The sequence below is a fragment of the Cupriavidus sp. P-10 genome (assembly GCF_003402535.2).
GTDB lineage: Bacteria > Pseudomonadota > Gammaproteobacteria > Burkholderiales > Burkholderiaceae > Cupriavidus.
Genome location: NZ_AP025170.1, coordinates 1,553,540 through 1,568,685, shown reverse-complemented (window position 1 = coordinate 1,568,685; position 15,146 = coordinate 1,553,540). Strand labels below are relative to the sequence as shown.

Below are 15,146 nucleotides of genomic sequence, written 5' to 3'. Positions count from 1 at the left end.
CTGCGAATCGGGATGTAGTTGGGGGTTGTGCGTATTGTGCCAACCGAGGGCACAGACACGATCACACACACCAGGTGAAACACACTGGTTATAGGATCAAGCCTTACGGGCAATTAGTACTGGTTAGCTTAACGCATTACTGCGCTTCCACACCCAGCCTATCAACGTCCTGGTCTCGAACGACCCTTCAAGGAGGTCAAGCCTCCAGGGAATCCTCATCTTCAGGCGAGTTTCCCGCTTAGATGCTTTCAGCGGTTATCTCTTCCGTACATAGCTACCCTGCGATGCCTCTGGCGAGACAACAGGTACACCAGCGGTACGTCCACTCCGGTCCTCTCGTACTAGGAGCAGCCCCCGTCAAGATTCCAACGCCCACGGCAGATAGGGACCAAACTGTCTCACGACGTTTTAAACCCAGCTCACGTACCTCTTTAAATGGCGAACAGCCATACCCTTGGGACCGGCTACAGCCCCAGGATGAGATGAGCCGACATCGAGGTGCCAAACACCGCCGTCGATATGAACTCTTGGGCGGTATCAGCCTGTTATCCCCAGAGTACCTTTTATCCGTTGAGCGATGGCCCTTCCATTCAGAACCACCGGATCACTATGTCCTGCTTTCGCACCTGCTCGACTTGTCGGTCTCGCAGTTAAGCACGCTTTTGCCATTGCACTTTAGGTACGATGTCCGACCGTACCAAGCGTACCTTCGAACTCCTCCGTTACACTTTGGGAGGAGACCGCCCCAGTCAAACTGCCTACCATGCACTGTCCCCGACCCGGATTCACGGGCCAAGGTTAGAACCTCAAACAAACCAGGGTGGTATTTCAAGGACGGCTCCACGTGAACTAGCGTCCACGCTTCAAAGCCTCCCACCTATCCTACACAGATCGGTTCAAAGTCCAATGCAAAGCTACAGTAAAGGTTCATGGGGTCTTTCCGTCTAGCCGCGGGGAGATTGCATCATCACAAACACTTCAACTTCGCTGAGTCTCGGGAGGAGACAGTGTGGCCATCGTTACGCCATTCGTGCAGGTCGGAACTTACCCGACAAGGAATTTCGCTACCTTAGGACCGTTATAGTTACGGCCGCCGTTTACCGGGACTTCAATCAAGAGCTTGCACCCCATCATTTAATCTTCCGGCACCGGGCAGGCGTCACACCCTATACGTCCACTTTCGTGTTTGCAGAGTGCTGTGTTTTTATTAAACAGTCGCAGCCACCATTTTATTGCAACCCCTTCACCCTTCTGGCGCAGGCCAGTCAAGCTACCAGGGCGTACCTTATCCCGAAGTTACGGTACCAATTTGCCGAGTTCCTTCTCCCGAGTTCTCTCAAGCGCCTTAGAATACTCATCTCGCCCACCTGTGTCGGTTTGCGGTACGGTCTCGTATGACTGAAGCTTAGAGGCTTTTCTTGGAACCACTTCCAATTGCTTCGCAGCACTAGGCCGCTCGCCCCACATCCTTGAATTCCGCGCCCGGATTTGCCTAAGCGCCTTCTCCAATGCAGGGACCGGGACTTCCAACACCCGGACAACCTTCCGCGATCCGTCCCCCCATCGCATCATACGACGGTGCAGGAATATTAACCTGCTTCCCATCAGCTACGCATCTCTGCCTCGCCTTAGGGGCCGACTCACCCTACGCCGATGAACGTTGCGTAGGAAACCTTGGGCTTACGGCGAGGGGGCCTTTCACCCCCTTTATCGCTACTCATGTCAGCATTCGCACTTCTGATACCTCCAGCATCCTTTACAAGACACCTTCACAGGCTTACAGAACGCTCTCCTACCACGCACATTGCTGTGCGTCCGCAGCTTCGGTGACTGGCTTAGCCCCGTTACATCTTCCGCGCAGGACGACTCGATCAGTGAGCTATTACGCTTTCTTTAAAGGGTGGCTGCTTCTAAGCCAACCTCCTGACTGTTTTAGCCTTCCCACTTCGTTTCCCACTTAGCCAATCTTGGGGACCTTAGCTGGCGGTCTGGGTTGTTTCCCTCTTGACACCGGACGTTAGCACCCGATGTCTGTCTCCCGTGATTGCACTCTTCGGTATTCGGAGTTTGCTATGGCGGGGTAATCAGCAATAGACCCCCCAACCATGACAGTGCTCTACCCCCGAAGGTGACACACGAGGCACTACCTAAATAGTTTTCGGAGAGAACCAGCTATTTCCAGATTTGTTTAGCCTTTCACCCCTATCCACAGCTCATCCCCTAACTTTTCAACGTTAGTGGGTTCGGTCCTCCAGTACGTGTTACCGCACCTTCAACCTGGCCATGGATAGATCATCTGGTTTCGGGTCTACACCCAGCGACTCAACGCCCTGTTCGGACTCGCTTTCGCTACGCCTGCCCTAATCGGTTAAGCTTGCCACTGAATGTAAGTCGCTGACCCATTATACAAAAGGTACGCCGTCACCCGTTGCCAGGCTCCGACTGTTTGTATGCATGCGGTTTCAGGATCTATTTCACTCCCCTCCCGGGGTTCTTTTCGCCTTTCCCTCACGGTACTGGTTCACTATCGGTCGATCACGAGTATTTAGCCTTGGAGGATGGTCCCCCCATCTTCAGACAGGATTTCACGTGTCCCGCCCTACTTGTCGTACACCTAGTTCCACAACGCTGTTTTCGCATACAGGGCTATCACCTGCTATGGCCGGGCTTTCCATCCCGTTCTGCTAACAATGCTGCTAAAGAGTACAAGGCTGTTCCCATTTCGTTCGCCACTACTCTGGGAATCTCGGTTGATTTCTGTTCCTGCAGCTACTTAGATGTTTCAGTTCGCCGCGTTCGCTTCCCACACCTATGAATTCAGTGTGGGATGACCCATTCGGGCCGGGTTTCCCCATTCGGACATCTCCGGATCAAAGCTTGTTTGCCAGCTCCCCGAAGCTTTTCGCAGGCTACCGCGTCCTTCATCGCCTGTGATCGCCAAGGCATCCACCACATGCACTTGTTCGCTTGACCCTATAACAAGTGTGTCTCAAGCTTGCGCTCCATGACACCGCTCACTACAGGTTGAGTTCTCGCATTTGTGCCGTATTCCAAGTCATCTTTCGATCACTTAAATACATTTTGGTTGATACAATCACAACCCGGTATCGCGTTGGGTACTACAGCGTCTCATCAACGCTCGCGCGACACCTTTACTACATCCCATATTGTTAAAGAACAGCCGATCCTTCGATCGCTTGGCAATGCCAAATGCAAACGCTCAAAGCCTTAAGCGCTTGCATTTGGCCACCTGGCCTTAACCAACAAACTACCGATAAGTGTGGACGCTCAACCTGGGATGCACGCTCTGAAAGGAGGTGATCCAGCCGCACCTTCCGATACGGCTACCTTGTTACGACTTCACCCCAGTCATGAACCCTGCCGTGGTAATCGCCCTCCTTGCGGTTAGGCTAACTACTTCTGGCAAAACCCACTCCCATGGTGTGACGGGCGGTGTGTACAAGACCCGGGAACGTATTCACCGCGGCATGCTGATCCGCGATTACTAGCGATTCCAGCTTCACGTAGTCGAGTTGCAGACTACGATCCGGACTACGATGCGTTTTCTGGGATTGGCTCCCCCTCGCGGGTTGGCAACCCTCTGTACGCACCATTGTATGACGTGTGAAGCCCTACCCATAAGGGCCATGAGGACTTGACGTCATCCCCACCTTCCTCCGGTTTGTCACCGGCAGTCTCTCTAGAGTGCTCTTGCGTAGCAACTAGAGACAAGGGTTGCGCTCGTTGCGGGACTTAACCCAACATCTCACGACACGAGCTGACGACAGCCATGCAGCACCTGTGTCCACTTTCCCTTTCGGGCACCTAATGCATCTCTGCTTCGTTAGTGGCATGTCAAGGGTAGGTAAGGTTTTTCGCGTTGCATCGAATTAATCCACATCATCCACCGCTTGTGCGGGTCCCCGTCAATTCCTTTGAGTTTTAATCTTGCGACCGTACTCCCCAGGCGGTCAACTTCACGCGTTAGCTACGTTACTGAAGAAATGAATCCCCAACAACTAGTTGACATCGTTTAGGGCGTGGACTACCAGGGTATCTAATCCTGTTTGCTCCCCACGCTTTCGTGCATGAGCGTCAGTGACGTCCCAGGGGGCTGCCTTCGCCATCGGTATTCCTCCACATCTCTACGCATTTCACTGCTACACGTGGAATTCTACCCCCCTCTGACATACTCTAGCCTGACAGTCACAAGCGCCATTCCCAAGTTAAGCTCGGGGATTTCACGCCTGTCTTATCAAACCGCCTGCGCACGCTTTACGCCCAGTAATTCCGATTAACGCTCGCACCCTACGTATTACCGCGGCTGCTGGCACGTAGTTAGCCGGTGCTTATTCTTCCGGTACCGTCATCGACCCCGGGTATTAACCAGAGCCATTTCTTTCCGGACAAAAGTGCTTTACAACCCGAAGGCCTTCTTCACACACGCGGCATTGCTGGATCAGGGTTGCCCCCATTGTCCAAAATTCCCCACTGCTGCCTCCCGTAGGAGTCTGGGCCGTGTCTCAGTCCCAGTGTGGCTGATCGTCCTCTCAGACCAGCTACTGATCGTCGCCTTGGTAGGCTCTTACCCCACCAACTAGCTAATCAGACATCGGCCGCTCCTGTCGCGCGAGGCCGTTACCGGTCCCCCGCTTTCACCCTCAGGTCGTATGCGGTATTAGCTAATCTTTCGACTAGTTATCCCCCACGACAGGGCACGTTCCGATGTATTACTCACCCGTTCGCCACTCGCCACCAGGCCGAAGCCCGTGCTGCCGTTCGACTTGCATGTGTAAGGCATGCCGCCAGCGTTCAATCTGAGCCAGGATCAAACTCTTCAGTTCAATCTCTGTGTGGAAGCCTCGCGGCTCCCTCGCTCTTTCGAGCGGTCGCTCACTCTCAGAAAACTGACTGACCAGATCCGAAGACCCAGTCACGTTTTGCTGTGCGAGCACTGTATAACTTGTAAGCTGAAAGACCGAGGTCTTTCGCATCCGTTAATCAAGCGCCCACACTTATCGGTGTTTGTTTGTTAAAGAACTTTCGCGATTCGCTTTGCTGGTCGCGTCGCTGTTTGTTAGCAGCGAAGAAACGAGATATTAAAGAATTTTCTACGATTTAGCAACTACTTTCGAGAACTTTCTTTTTCCGACTGGCGCTGCCAGCCGAAGTAAATCTCAACTACCCACTTCCTCCTGCCGGCTTGCAGTGCTGCTTGCGCTGCAGGAGGGGGCGAATATTAGGGCCTCCGAAACAAAGTGGCAAGTGTTTTTCAAAAAATCCTGAAAGCGCCTCTTTTGCCACTTGGCGAGCCATGTGCATTATCCGCGTGGCCCGAGCCCTTAGAAGCGCGCGTTTTCGTGACTACGATGTCCATAAGGCAACCTACCGGTGCTTGCCGTGAAACCGTCACCCGCCCTCTTACTGCTCGCCGCCGCCCTCACCGTGGCGCCGGCATGGCGCAGCGCCAGCGCCCAGGACGCAAGCACCGCCGAGCGCGCCGAGATGGTGAAGGAGATCGCCACCGTCGCGGCCGGCACCGGTGCGGCCAGCGGCAGACACACGCTGGACCCGCGCGTCATGGCGGTGATGGGTCAGGTACCGCGGCACGAGTTCGTTCCCGATGGGCAGAAGCCGTACGCCTATCACAACCGCCCGCTGCCCATCGGCCATGGCCAGACCATCTCGCAGCCCTATATCGTCGGCCTGATGACTGACCTGCTGATGGCAAAGCCTGGCGATACCGTGCTGGAGATCGGCACCGGCTCGGGTTACCAGGCGGCTGTGCTGGCCGGACTGGTCAAGGCGGTCTACACCATCGAGATCATCGAGCCGCTGGGACGGCAGGCCTGCGACCGGCTGAAGCGACTGGCCTATCGGCAAGTGGCGTGCAAGGTTGGCGATGGCTACTACGGCTGGGAGGAACACGCGCCGTATGACGCCATCGTCGTCACCGCCGCGGCCAGCCATGTGCCGCCTCCATTGATCCGCCAACTCAAGCCTGGCGGCCGCATGGTGATCCCGGTGGGCGCGCAGTTCATGACGCAATACCTGCTGCTGGTCGAGAAGGCCGCCGACGGCGCCGTGTCCACCCGGCAGATCCTGCCGGTCAGGTTCGTGCCGCTGGTAAGCAAGCAATAGCGCGCCGCCGGCCCATGCCACGACCGCCGCTGCTTGCCCTGGCCCTGCTGTCCGCCGCTGCGCTCGGCTATGAAATCCTGCTGATGCGGCTGCTGTCCATCATCCTGTGGCACCACTTCGCCTACATGATGATCAGTGTCGCCCTGCTGGGCTATGGCGCGGCCGGCGCGCTGGTCGCCCTCGCACGGCAGGCGCTGCTGCGCCATTTCATGCCGGCATTCGCTGCGGGCGCCCTGCTCTTCGGCGCCGGGACGATGGCGTGTTTCGCGATTGCCCAGCAAGTCGCCTTCAATCCGCTGGAAATCCTGTGGGAGCCATCGCAGCCGCTGCGCCTGCTGCTGCTCTACCTGTTGCTATTCGTGCCGTTCTTCTGCGCGGCGACCAGCGTCTGCCTGGTGTTTTCTCGCTTCAACGCGCAGGTCCACCGCGTCTACAGCTTCGACATCCTGGGGGCCGGGCTGGGTTGCCTCGGGATCATCGTGGCGCTGTTCGCCTTGAGCCCGGTCGGGGCGCTGCGGCTGGTCAGCGCGACGGGCATGGCGGCGGCCGCGCTCGCTTGCATGGAATGCCGCTGGCATCGCCCATGGTTGCCGGCGCTGCTGCTGGTGGCGGCGCTAGTGCCGGCTGCCGTGCCCCAAGAATGGATCGCGCTGCGGCCATCCGAGTACAAGGAGCTGAGCCAGTTGCTGCGCATCGGCGATGCACGGGTGGTGGCGCAGCGCTCCAGTCCGCTCGGGCTGGTCACGGTGGTGGAAAGCCCGTCGATCCCGCTGCGTCATGCGCCCGGACTGAGCCTGAATGCCAGCACCGAGCCGCCGCCGCAACTGGCCGTGCTGACGGATGGCGACGGGCTCAGCGCGCTCAACCGCTATGACGGCCGGCGCGAGCCGCTGGCGTACCTCGGCGACCTGACCTCTGCCCTGCCGTTCCACCTGCTGCGAAACCCCAGGGTGCTGGTGCTGGGAAGCGGCGCCGGGGCGGACGTCCTGCAGGCAATCTGGCATCACGCCAGCGCTGTTGATGCCGTGGAACTGAATCCGCAGGTGATCGAACTGGTCCAGGGCCGCTTCGCCGCGTTCTCCGGCAAGCCGTACAGCGCACCGGGCGTGCGTGTCTTTACCGGCGAAGCGCGCGGCTTCCTGGCGGCCAGCAAGGACCGCTACGACCTGATCCAGGTAGCCCTGCTCGATTCGTTCAGCACATCGTCAGCGGGCCTGTATGCGCTGTCCGAGAGCTATCTCTATACCGTGGAAGCCTTCCAGGGCTACCTGCGCCATCTGCGTCCCGGCGGCATGCTGGCGATCACGCGCTGGGTCACGCTGCCGCCGCGCGATATCCCCAAGCTGTTCGCCACCGCCGTGGCAGCCATGGAGGGCATGGACGTGCCGGCGCCGGCGCGGCGGCTGGTGCTGATCCGCGGCTGGAAGACGGCGACGCTCCTGGTAAAAAACGGCGAGTTCGACGCGGCGGAGCTTGCCGCGTTGCAGGCCTTCTGTCGCGCCCGTTCGTTCGACGTCGAGTACTTTCCCGGCATCCAGCCGGGCCAGGCCAATCGCTACAACGTGCTCGACAAGCCTTACTTCTTCGAGACTGCGCGAGCCTTGCTCGGCCCCGATCGTGCGCGCTTCCTGTCGGAATATAAGTTTGACGTGCGGCCCGCCACCGATGACAAGCCCTATTTCTTCCATTTCTTCAAATGGCGCACGCTGCCTGAATTGCTGGCGCTGAAGTCGCAGGGCGGCCTGCCCCTGCTGGAATGGGGCTATCCGGTGCTGGTCGCCACGCTGCTGCAGGCAACCGCCGCGGCATTGCTGCTGATCGTGGTCCCGCTGCGAATACTCCGGCGGCGCACCCCCGTCGCAACCGGCGGCAGCCAGCGTCCGCACGCATGGCGTGTCGGCTTCTATTTCCTGGCGGTCGGGGTCGGCTTCATGTTCGTCGAGATCGCCTTCATCCAGAAATTCATCCTGTTCCTGAGCCATCCGCTGTACGCCGTGGCAGTAGTGCTGTGCGCCTTCCTTTGTTTCGCCGGGCTTGGCAGCCGCTACTCGCAACGCCTCCCCTCACGCGATGGGCGCCAGGTGATGCTGGCGGTCGCCGGCATCTGGGCGATATCGCTGCTCTACCTCGCGGGGCTGCCGGCCCTCTTCAGGCTCTTGATCGCATTGCCCGATCCGGCCCGGATTGCCGTCGCGGTGCTGTTGATCGCGCCGCTGGCGTTTCTGATGGGCATGCCCTTTCCGCTCGGCCTGGACCGGATCGCGGCTCGCGACGAAGCGTTGGTGCCGTGGGCCTGGGGCATCAACGCCTGCGCATCGGTGGTGGCGGCGGTGCTGGCCACGCTGGTTGCCATCCATGCCGGCTTTACCGTGGTGATACTGGTGGCGCTGCTGCTGTATGCCGCAGCGGCGCTGGCCTGCCCATGACGGCAATCGCCCTCGCCTCACGGCTCCTGCATCGTCACCCCATAGCCGGCAAAGATGCGCGCCAGTTCGCCCTTGCGCCTGAGGGCGTCCAGTGCATTTTCCAGCGATTGCGCCAGTTCCGTGTCACCGGCCTTGATCGCCATGCCGACCGCCCAGCCGCGCGGCGGCAGCAGCGGCGAGCTGACGTCCGCCGTGGCAAAGCGCGCCCCGGACTGGCCAGCGGCCTGCAGCGCGCTCTCGTATTGCGCGCGGGTCACCATCGCGGCGGCGATCTCGCCGGCGAAAAGCGCGCGCAGCGCCTGCCCGGCCTCGGGGTAGATCTTCACCTTGTCGCGCAAGGCGCCGCCCGCGCCTGACAGCAGCGCGCTGGCGCCGGCAGAGCCTGCCACCGCGCCGGCAGGCTGGCCCGCCAGGTCGTCCAGGCTACGCAAGTCCGGCACGCGCTCGCGGTCGCGCACCAGCACGAAGGTCTCGCGGTAGTAAGGCGCGAAGATCAGCGCCTTGTCGTTGGCGCGCATGAAGGCGCGGTCGACCGGCACGTGCAGCATCACGTCCGCGGGGCCATAGCCGAGATAGTGGCCGCGCCAGACCATCGAGCGCAGGTCGTCGGACATGTTCTCGTCGGCATCGAACGGCAGCAGCGACACCGACACACCCAGTTCGCTGGCCAGGGCCTTGGCCAGCGCGACGTCAATGCCGTCGTAATGGCTGCCCGCCACCGCCGAGAAAGGCGGCAGGCCCTTGTAGACCGCGACCTTGAGCGAGCCGTTCTGGCGGATCCTGGCCAGGTCCGCCAACGCGGGCTGTGTGCAGAGCAACGCGCCGGCCGCCAGCAAGGCGAGGCACAGCCGGCGCCGGGTAGATGCCGGTGCCGCTGGTGCAGCGTGGGTCTGGCAAAGCCTCTGGCCACTGACTGGGCTGGCAGGCATGAGGTCTCTCCTGGAATTGAATGACGACGGCTATAGGAACGGCATGTGGAACGGCATGGCCTGCGGGACGCCCGGCGCTCACTCGCGCCGGGATTCCAGGTAGGTCTTGATCGCCCACACCGCTTCCTGGCTCAGCACGCCGTCGAACGGCGGCATGTAGACGCGTCCGTCGCGGGTGCGGCCCTTGCGCACGGTGGTGGTGTAGAACTGCGAGATCTCGCCCATGCAGGCCTGCTTCTTCTTGGCATCCGCCAGCGACACGCAGTCGCCGTCGAGCTTGCGCAGGTCGGGGGCGATGCCGCCGGACACCGCTTCCAGGCCGTGGCAGCGCGCGCAGTTCTGGTTGTAGGCCGAGCTGCCGATGCGCTGCGCTTCCTGTTGCGCGGCGCCGGTACGGTAGGGATTGTCCGGACGCCATTCGTCGCCAAGCTGTGGCAGGGCCTTGGTGTCGACGGCCTGTGGCGTGACGTCGCCGTGGGCCAGCGCGGAGGCGGGGGTGGCAAGGGCGGCAAGGGCCGCGCAAAGCGATAGCAAGGCAAGCAAATGGCGCTGCGTGTTCATGGATGTCTCCTGCGGTGAATGGGTTCTGTGTTTGACGTCATTTCCGCAAGAGCCATACCAGCGGGCAGGACACGGGCCCGACGGGACGCGGAACCGCTCCGCAGCAGCGCTGGCCAGGGCCGCGCCAGCCGGAGCGGAACAAGCCATCGGCGCGCGGGTGTCCCGCAATGCCACACTCTGGCAAGCGTCTTGCTTCATGACGCAACACTGTCGGACACGCGCCCGCTGAAGGCGCCGGCAGCGACCCGCGCAAAGATCGCGGGCGACCTTCCACAGGAGACACAGAGATGACCTTCCAAGCCGCCACGGCAGGTGAACCTGCGCAACCCGAACGCGCCGAACTGATTGCCCAGGCCCACCAGCGTTCCGCTTCCTATGGCCTGCGCCCATATGAGTCGCCGGACTTCTGCCCTGTGCTGCAGAGCGAGCTGAAGACCCGCATCGAACGCAGTCAATCACTGTTCACCTATGCGCTGCCGGTGATGGAAACGCTCTACGACCAGATCGTGAACACCCAGAGCATGGTGATCCTGACCGACGCCGACGGCCTGATCCTGCACTCGCTGGGCGACGACGATTTCCTTGCCCGCGCCGACAAGGTGGCGCTGCGCGCCGGCGCGGACTGGTCGGAGTCGTCCCGCGGCACCAACGCGATTGGCACCGCGCTGGCCGAGAACCGTGCCACGCTGGTCCACGGCGCCGACCACTTCCTGGAGGCCAACCAGTTCCTGACCTGTTCCTGCATGACCATCCTCGATCCCTACGGCAAGACCGTCGGCGCGCTCGATGTGACCGGCGACCAGCGCGGCTTCCACAAGCACACTATGGCGCTGGTGCGGATGTCGGCGCAGATGATCGAAAACCAGTTGTTCGGCAACGCTTTCCGCGACATGGTGTGCATCCGCTTCCATTCGCGTGCGGAGTTCCTGGGCACGCTGGTCGAGGGCATCGTGTCGTTCACGCCGGGCGGGCGCTTCCTGTCGGCGAACCGCAGCGGGCAGTTCCAGCTGGGCCTGTCCAACGGCGCGCTGCAGGCGCATACCTTCTCTTCGCTGTTCGGCATGTCGATGTCGCAGCTGTTCGATGCGGTGCGCGCGGCACAGGCGGCCATGGTGCAGCTGCAGTTGCCAAGCGGCGTCAAGGTCAGCGCGCGCGTGGAATGGAAGACCAGCCGGAGCGCGGTGCCCGGCGTGGACGCAGCGCGCCCCGATGTACGCCCGGATGTGCGCCACGATATGCGCCCCGACGCGCGCGAGGCCGTCGTGGCGCCACAGCGCCTGCGCGCCGACCCGTCCGGGCCCGAGGGGCTGGATGACCTGGACACCGGCGACACCCAGATCCGGGCCGTCATCTGCAAGCTGCGCAAGGTGATCGGCAAGGACATCCCGGTCATGGTGCTGGGCGAGACCGGCACCGGCAAGGAACTGATGGCGCGCGCCATCCACGCCGACAGCCCGCGCCGCGCGGGTCCGTTCATCGCGGTGAACTGCGCATCGATCCCCGAAAACCTGATCGAATCGGAGCTGTTCGGCTACGAGGAAGGCGCCTTCACCGGCGCCCGCAAGAAAGGCGGCATCGGCAAGATGCTGCTGGCCAACGGCGGCACGCTGTTCCTGGACGAGATCGGCGACATGCCGCTGCACCTGCAGGGGCGGCTGCTGCGCGCGCTGCAGGAGCGCGCGGTGCAGCCGCTGGGCAGCAGCAAGGTGATCCATATCGATGTTTCGCTGGTGTGCGCCACCAACCGCAACCTCCGCGAGATGGTAGCCGGCGGGCAGTTCCGCGAGGACCTGTACTACCGCCTCAACGGCCTGGTGGTGCGCCTGCCCGCGCTGCGCGAGCGCAGCGACCTGGACGTGGTGGCCGGCAAGCTGCTGCGCCAGGAGCAGGCCGCAGGCGTGCCACCGCGCATCAAGGGCTCGGTGATGGAGATGTTCCGGCACTACCACTGGCCGGGCAATATCCGCCAGCTCGGCAACCTGCTGCGCACCGCGCGGCTGATGGCCGAAGGCGAAGCCGAGATCACCGAGGACCACCTGCCCGACGATTTCCTGGACGACCTGCGCGAACGGCAGGCGCGGGCGGCCGCGCCGGCAGCCCATGCCCTGACGGGCGGGCCGCCGGGTGCGCAGCCGACGCGGCTGGCCGAGGTCGAGGTCCAGGCCATCGTCGCCACCGTCAGGGCGCACCACGGCAATATCTCGGCGGCGGCCAAGGCGCTGGGCATTTCGCGCAATACGGTCTACCGGAAGATGGAAGAAGCGCGCGGACTGCCGCACCAGCCCGGCTGAGCCACGCCCGGCGCGCCGATGGCGGCGGCAAGTGCTGCGCCCATCGCACCGCCGGTCAGGTGCCCGCCATCCACCCACACCAGGCGCGCGCCGGGCATCGCCGCCTGCAGGCGCAGCGCATTGGCGGGCCGGCAGACCGCATCGGCCCGGCCATGCAGCAGCGTTACCGGCAGCCCGTGCGCGGCAATCGCCCGCGCCGCCCTGAGCAGGGCCGGCTTGCCCAGCCCGGCGCGATTGCGCAGGTAGTGCGCCTGGATGCGGTACTTGGCCACCGTGGCCTCGCGCTCGCGCAGGAGCGGGCGGCGGGAGCGCAACCGCCGCGGCATGCCAAGCAATGTTTGTTCGCTCGCCCGCCACGCCGCGGCGGTGTCCCGTTTCTGGACAGGTGTCCCACTTTGAAACAGTCGTGACACAGTGATCAGGCGTGCACGGGCATCGCTCAGGCGCTCGCCCAGCGGCCTGACGCGTTCCAGCATGCGGCCGCCATGGCGCGACGAGAACAGGTTGAACACGTCGTCGCGTCCGGTCAGGAATGCGCCGCGCAACACCAGCGCCGCCACTGCATCCGGGCAGCGCGCGGCATAGGCCAGCGCAAGTGCCGCCCCCCACGATCCGCCGACCACGCCCCAGCGTTCGATGCCCAGCGTGCGGCGCAACTGCTCCAGGTCGGCCAGCAGCGCGCCCACGTTATTGCGGCGCAGGCACCCCGCCGGCCTGGACCGGCCGGCGCCGCGCTGGTCCGGCATGACCACGCGGTGCCGCCGCAAGTCGAACCATGCCGCCATCGCCGCCGGGCAGCCGCTGCCGGGGCCACCATGCAGGACCAGCCATGGCTCGCCGTGCGCGGCGCCGGCCAGGCGCACATGCAGGCGCTGGGCGTCTGGCGTGCGCAGGTAGAAGCAGGCATTGGTCATGGATATGTCGGGTGTGGATACGTCGGGCATGGATGTTGCCTTTACGGGGATGCGGCAGCCCAGCCTGCCGCGCCACAACGATATTCACTAACCATGCCACCCAAGGAGAGAGACATGACCTGGACCACCCCTGCCTACACCGAGCTGCGGCTGGGCTTCGAGATCACGATGTATATCGCCAACCGCTGACCGCGCCCGGACAGGCGCAACGCCCGCATTGCCGGACCGCGCGCCTGCTCCGTGACGCCATGCCCCACGACAAAGCGCTCGCGCCATGACAACCATCCGGGTACTGGGGTCGGCCGCCGGCGGCGGCTTTCCGCAGTGGAACTGCAATTGCCACAACTGCGACGGCGTGCGCCGCGGCACCGTGCGGGCCACGCCGCGCACGCAGTCGTCGATCGCGCTGTCCGGCGACGGACCGGATTCGATCCTGGTCAACGCCTCGCCCGACATCCTGCAACAGCTGCGCCAGACGCCCGCACTGCAGCCGGCGCGCGCGCCGCGCGACAGCGCCATCGCGGCGGTGCTGCTGATGGACGCGCAGATCGACCACGTCACCGGCCTGCTGATGCTGCGCGAGCACCGCCGGGCCCTGCCGCTCTATGCAACCGCGGCGGTCCTCGATGACCTGGGGGCGGCCTTTCCGCTGACCCGCATGCTGTCGCACTACTGCGGCTTGCAGACGCACGCCCTGCCTTGCGACGGCACGCCGTTCACCGTGCCGCCGCTGGAAGGCATCCGGCTCACGGCCGTGCCGCTGCAAAGCAAGGCCCCGCCCTATTCCCCCAGCCGCAACGCCCCGCGCGCCGGTGACAACATCGGCCTGCGTATTGAAGACAGCCGCAGCGGGCGCCGCGCTTTCTATGCGCCCGGCCTCGGCAGCGTCGACGACCTCGTCTTCGCGGAACTGCGCGACGCCGACGTCGTGCTGGTCGACGGCACCTTCTGGCGCGAGGACGAGATGCAGGCCCTGGGCTTCTCCGCCAAGGCCGCCGCCGACATGGGCCACCTGCCGCTGTCTGGCCGCGGCGGCATGATCGAAATCCTCGACCGGCTGCCGGCCACACGCAAGATTCTCATCCACATCAACAATACCAACCCCGTGCTGGTGGAAGACTCTCCCGAACGCGCCGAACTGGCGCGGCACGGCATCGAGCTGGCCTGCGACGGCATGGAAATCGCGCTATGACACATCCCATTGCATGGAGCCCGGCGGAGTTCGAGGCCCGCCTGCGTGCCAAGGAAAGCGGCTACCACATCCACCATCCGTTCAACCGGCGCATGGCCGCCGGGGAGTGTTCGCCAGCGCAGATCCGCGCGTGGGTGGCAAACCGCTTTTACTACCAGGCGAATATCCCGCTGAAGGATGCCGCGATCCTGTCCAACTGCCCCGACCGCGACACGCGCCGCCAGTGGGTCGTGCGCATCCTCGACCACGACGGCACCGACGTCGTGCCCGGCGGCATCGAAGCCTGGCTGCGGCTGGGCCAGGCCGTAGGGCTGGAGCGCGAGGCGCTGCTGGACCATCGGCACGTGGTGCCGGGCGTGCGCTTTGCCGTCGATGCCTATGTCGATTTCGGGCGCCGCGCGCCGTGGCAGGAATCCGTGTGCTCGTCGCTGACCGAGATGTTCGCGCCGGAGATCCACAAGGAGCGCCTGGCCGGCTGGCCCACCCACTACCCATGGATCGAGGCCGCCGGGCTGGACTACTTCCGTTCGCGCATCCCGCTGGCGCAGCGCGACGTCGACCATGGACTGCGCGTGACGCTGGATTACTTCCGTTCCCCGGAGCAACAGCAGCGCGCGCTCGACATCCTGCAGTTCAAGCTCGACGTCCTCTGGTCGATGCTCGACGCCATCCAGCACGCCCAGCCATGACAG

The 15,146-nt window shown here is 63.1% G+C and carries 9 protein-coding genes and 2 rRNA genes; 6 read left to right on the top strand and 5 right to left on the bottom strand.

Translation table 11 applies throughout. The annotated features are described in order from the left end of the window. Positions 1-92: 92 nt before the first annotated feature. Both CTP10_RS07260 and CTP10_RS07255 read right to left on the bottom strand, forming a co-directional pair. Positions 93-2,973 (bottom strand): 23S ribosomal RNA (locus CTP10_RS07260). 337 nt (positions 2,974-3,310) lie between these two features. Further along, positions 3,311-4,844: ribosomal RNA gene (locus tag CTP10_RS07255) — 16S ribosomal RNA — on the bottom strand. Together the 16S and 23S rRNA genes form the textbook arrangement of a ribosomal RNA operon. A 556-nt stretch (positions 4,845-5,400) precedes the next feature. On the opposite strand from CTP10_RS07255, the gene CTP10_RS07250 reads away from it, so the two are divergent. Beyond that, a complete protein-coding gene (locus CTP10_RS07250; RefSeq protein ID WP_233528420.1) occupies positions 5,401-6,141 on the top strand; it encodes a protein-L-isoaspartate(D-aspartate) O-methyltransferase in 741 nt (246 codons plus the stop codon). A 14-nt stretch (positions 6,142-6,155) separates the two neighbouring features. Further along, complete coding sequence (locus CTP10_RS07245; RefSeq protein ID WP_116323250.1) at positions 6,156-8,567, top strand: spermidine synthase; 2,412 nt, start codon at positions 6,156-6,158, stop codon at positions 8,565-8,567. 17 nt (positions 8,568-8,584) lie between these two features. Here CTP10_RS07245 and CTP10_RS07240 read toward each other — a convergent pair whose 3' ends face one another. Both CTP10_RS07240 and pedF read right to left on the bottom strand, forming a co-directional pair. Next, positions 8,585-9,496 carry a substrate-binding periplasmic protein gene (locus CTP10_RS07240; protein ID WP_116323251.1) on the bottom strand — a complete coding sequence of 304 codons (912 nt, stop codon included), beginning with the start codon at positions 9,494-9,496 and terminating at the stop codon, positions 8,585-8,587. Between the two features lie 78 nt (positions 9,497-9,574). Further along, positions 9,575-10,057, bottom strand: a complete 483-nt coding sequence (gene pedF / locus CTP10_RS07235) for a cytochrome c-550 PedF (RefSeq protein WP_116323252.1) — start codon at positions 10,055-10,057, stop codon at positions 9,575-9,577. A gap of 287 nt (positions 10,058-10,344) precedes the next feature. Here pedF and CTP10_RS07230 point away from each other — a divergent pair, with 287 nt between their 5' ends. Further along, positions 10,345-12,348 (top strand): sigma-54-dependent Fis family transcriptional regulator, encoded by a 2,004-nt coding sequence (locus tag CTP10_RS07230; protein WP_116323253.1) that lies wholly within the window; start codon positions 10,345-10,347, stop codon positions 12,346-12,348. On the opposite strand, the gene CTP10_RS07225 is transcribed toward CTP10_RS07230, so the two are convergent. Further along, on the bottom strand, positions 12,300-13,292 hold the full coding sequence (locus CTP10_RS07225) for an alpha/beta fold hydrolase (RefSeq protein WP_233528421.1): 993 nt from the start codon (positions 13,290-13,292) through the stop codon (positions 12,300-12,302). The two genes, CTP10_RS07230 and CTP10_RS07225, sit on opposite strands and share 49 nt — an antisense overlap. 84 nt (positions 13,293-13,376) lie before the next feature. On the opposite strand from CTP10_RS07225, the gene pqqA reads away from it, so the two are divergent. From pqqA to pqqC, 3 genes are all read left to right on the top strand, one after another. Continuing rightward, positions 13,377-13,451: a pyrroloquinoline quinone precursor peptide PqqA gene (gene pqqA, locus CTP10_RS07220; protein ID WP_012355514.1), complete on the top strand. Its 75-nt coding sequence runs from the start codon at positions 13,377-13,379 to the stop codon at positions 13,449-13,451. An 85-nt stretch (positions 13,452-13,536) separates the two neighbouring features. Next, the gene (gene pqqB / locus CTP10_RS07215; RefSeq protein ID WP_116323255.1) at positions 13,537-14,454 is read left to right on the top strand and encodes a pyrroloquinoline quinone biosynthesis protein PqqB; all 918 of its coding nucleotides are present in this window, start codon (positions 13,537-13,539) and stop codon (positions 14,452-14,454) included. After that, positions 14,451-15,143 carry a pyrroloquinoline-quinone synthase PqqC gene (gene pqqC / locus CTP10_RS07210; RefSeq protein ID WP_116323256.1) on the top strand — a complete coding sequence of 231 codons (693 nt, stop codon included), beginning with the start codon at positions 14,451-14,453 and terminating at the stop codon, positions 15,141-15,143. Before pqqB ends, pqqC begins: the two co-directional genes overlap by 4 nt. Positions 15,144-15,146: the final 3 nt, after the last annotated feature.

What these genes read in the sequence shown, in the direction of transcription:
- pedF (WP_116323252.1), bottom strand. Translation starts at nt 10,057, where the DNA reads ATGAACACGCAGCGCCATTTGCTTGCCTTGCTATCGCTTTGCGCGGCC.
- CTP10_RS07225 (WP_233528421.1), bottom strand. Translation starts at nt 13,292, where the DNA reads ATGCCCGACGTATCCACACCCGACATATCCATGACCAATGCCTGCTTC.
- CTP10_RS07240 (WP_116323251.1), bottom strand. Translation starts at nt 9,496, where the DNA reads ATGCCTGCCAGCCCAGTCAGTGGCCAGAGGCTTTGCCAGACCCACGCT.
- pqqC (WP_116323256.1), top strand. Translation starts at nt 14,451, where the DNA reads ATGACACATCCCATTGCATGGAGCCCGGCGGAGTTCGAGGCCCGCCTG.
- pqqB (WP_116323255.1), top strand. Translation starts at nt 13,537, where the DNA reads ATGACAACCATCCGGGTACTGGGGTCGGCCGCCGGCGGCGGCTTTCCG.
- CTP10_RS07245 (WP_116323250.1), top strand. Translation starts at nt 6,156, where the DNA reads ATGCCACGACCGCCGCTGCTTGCCCTGGCCCTGCTGTCCGCCGCTGCG.
- CTP10_RS07230 (WP_116323253.1), top strand. Translation starts at nt 10,345, where the DNA reads ATGACCTTCCAAGCCGCCACGGCAGGTGAACCTGCGCAACCCGAACGC.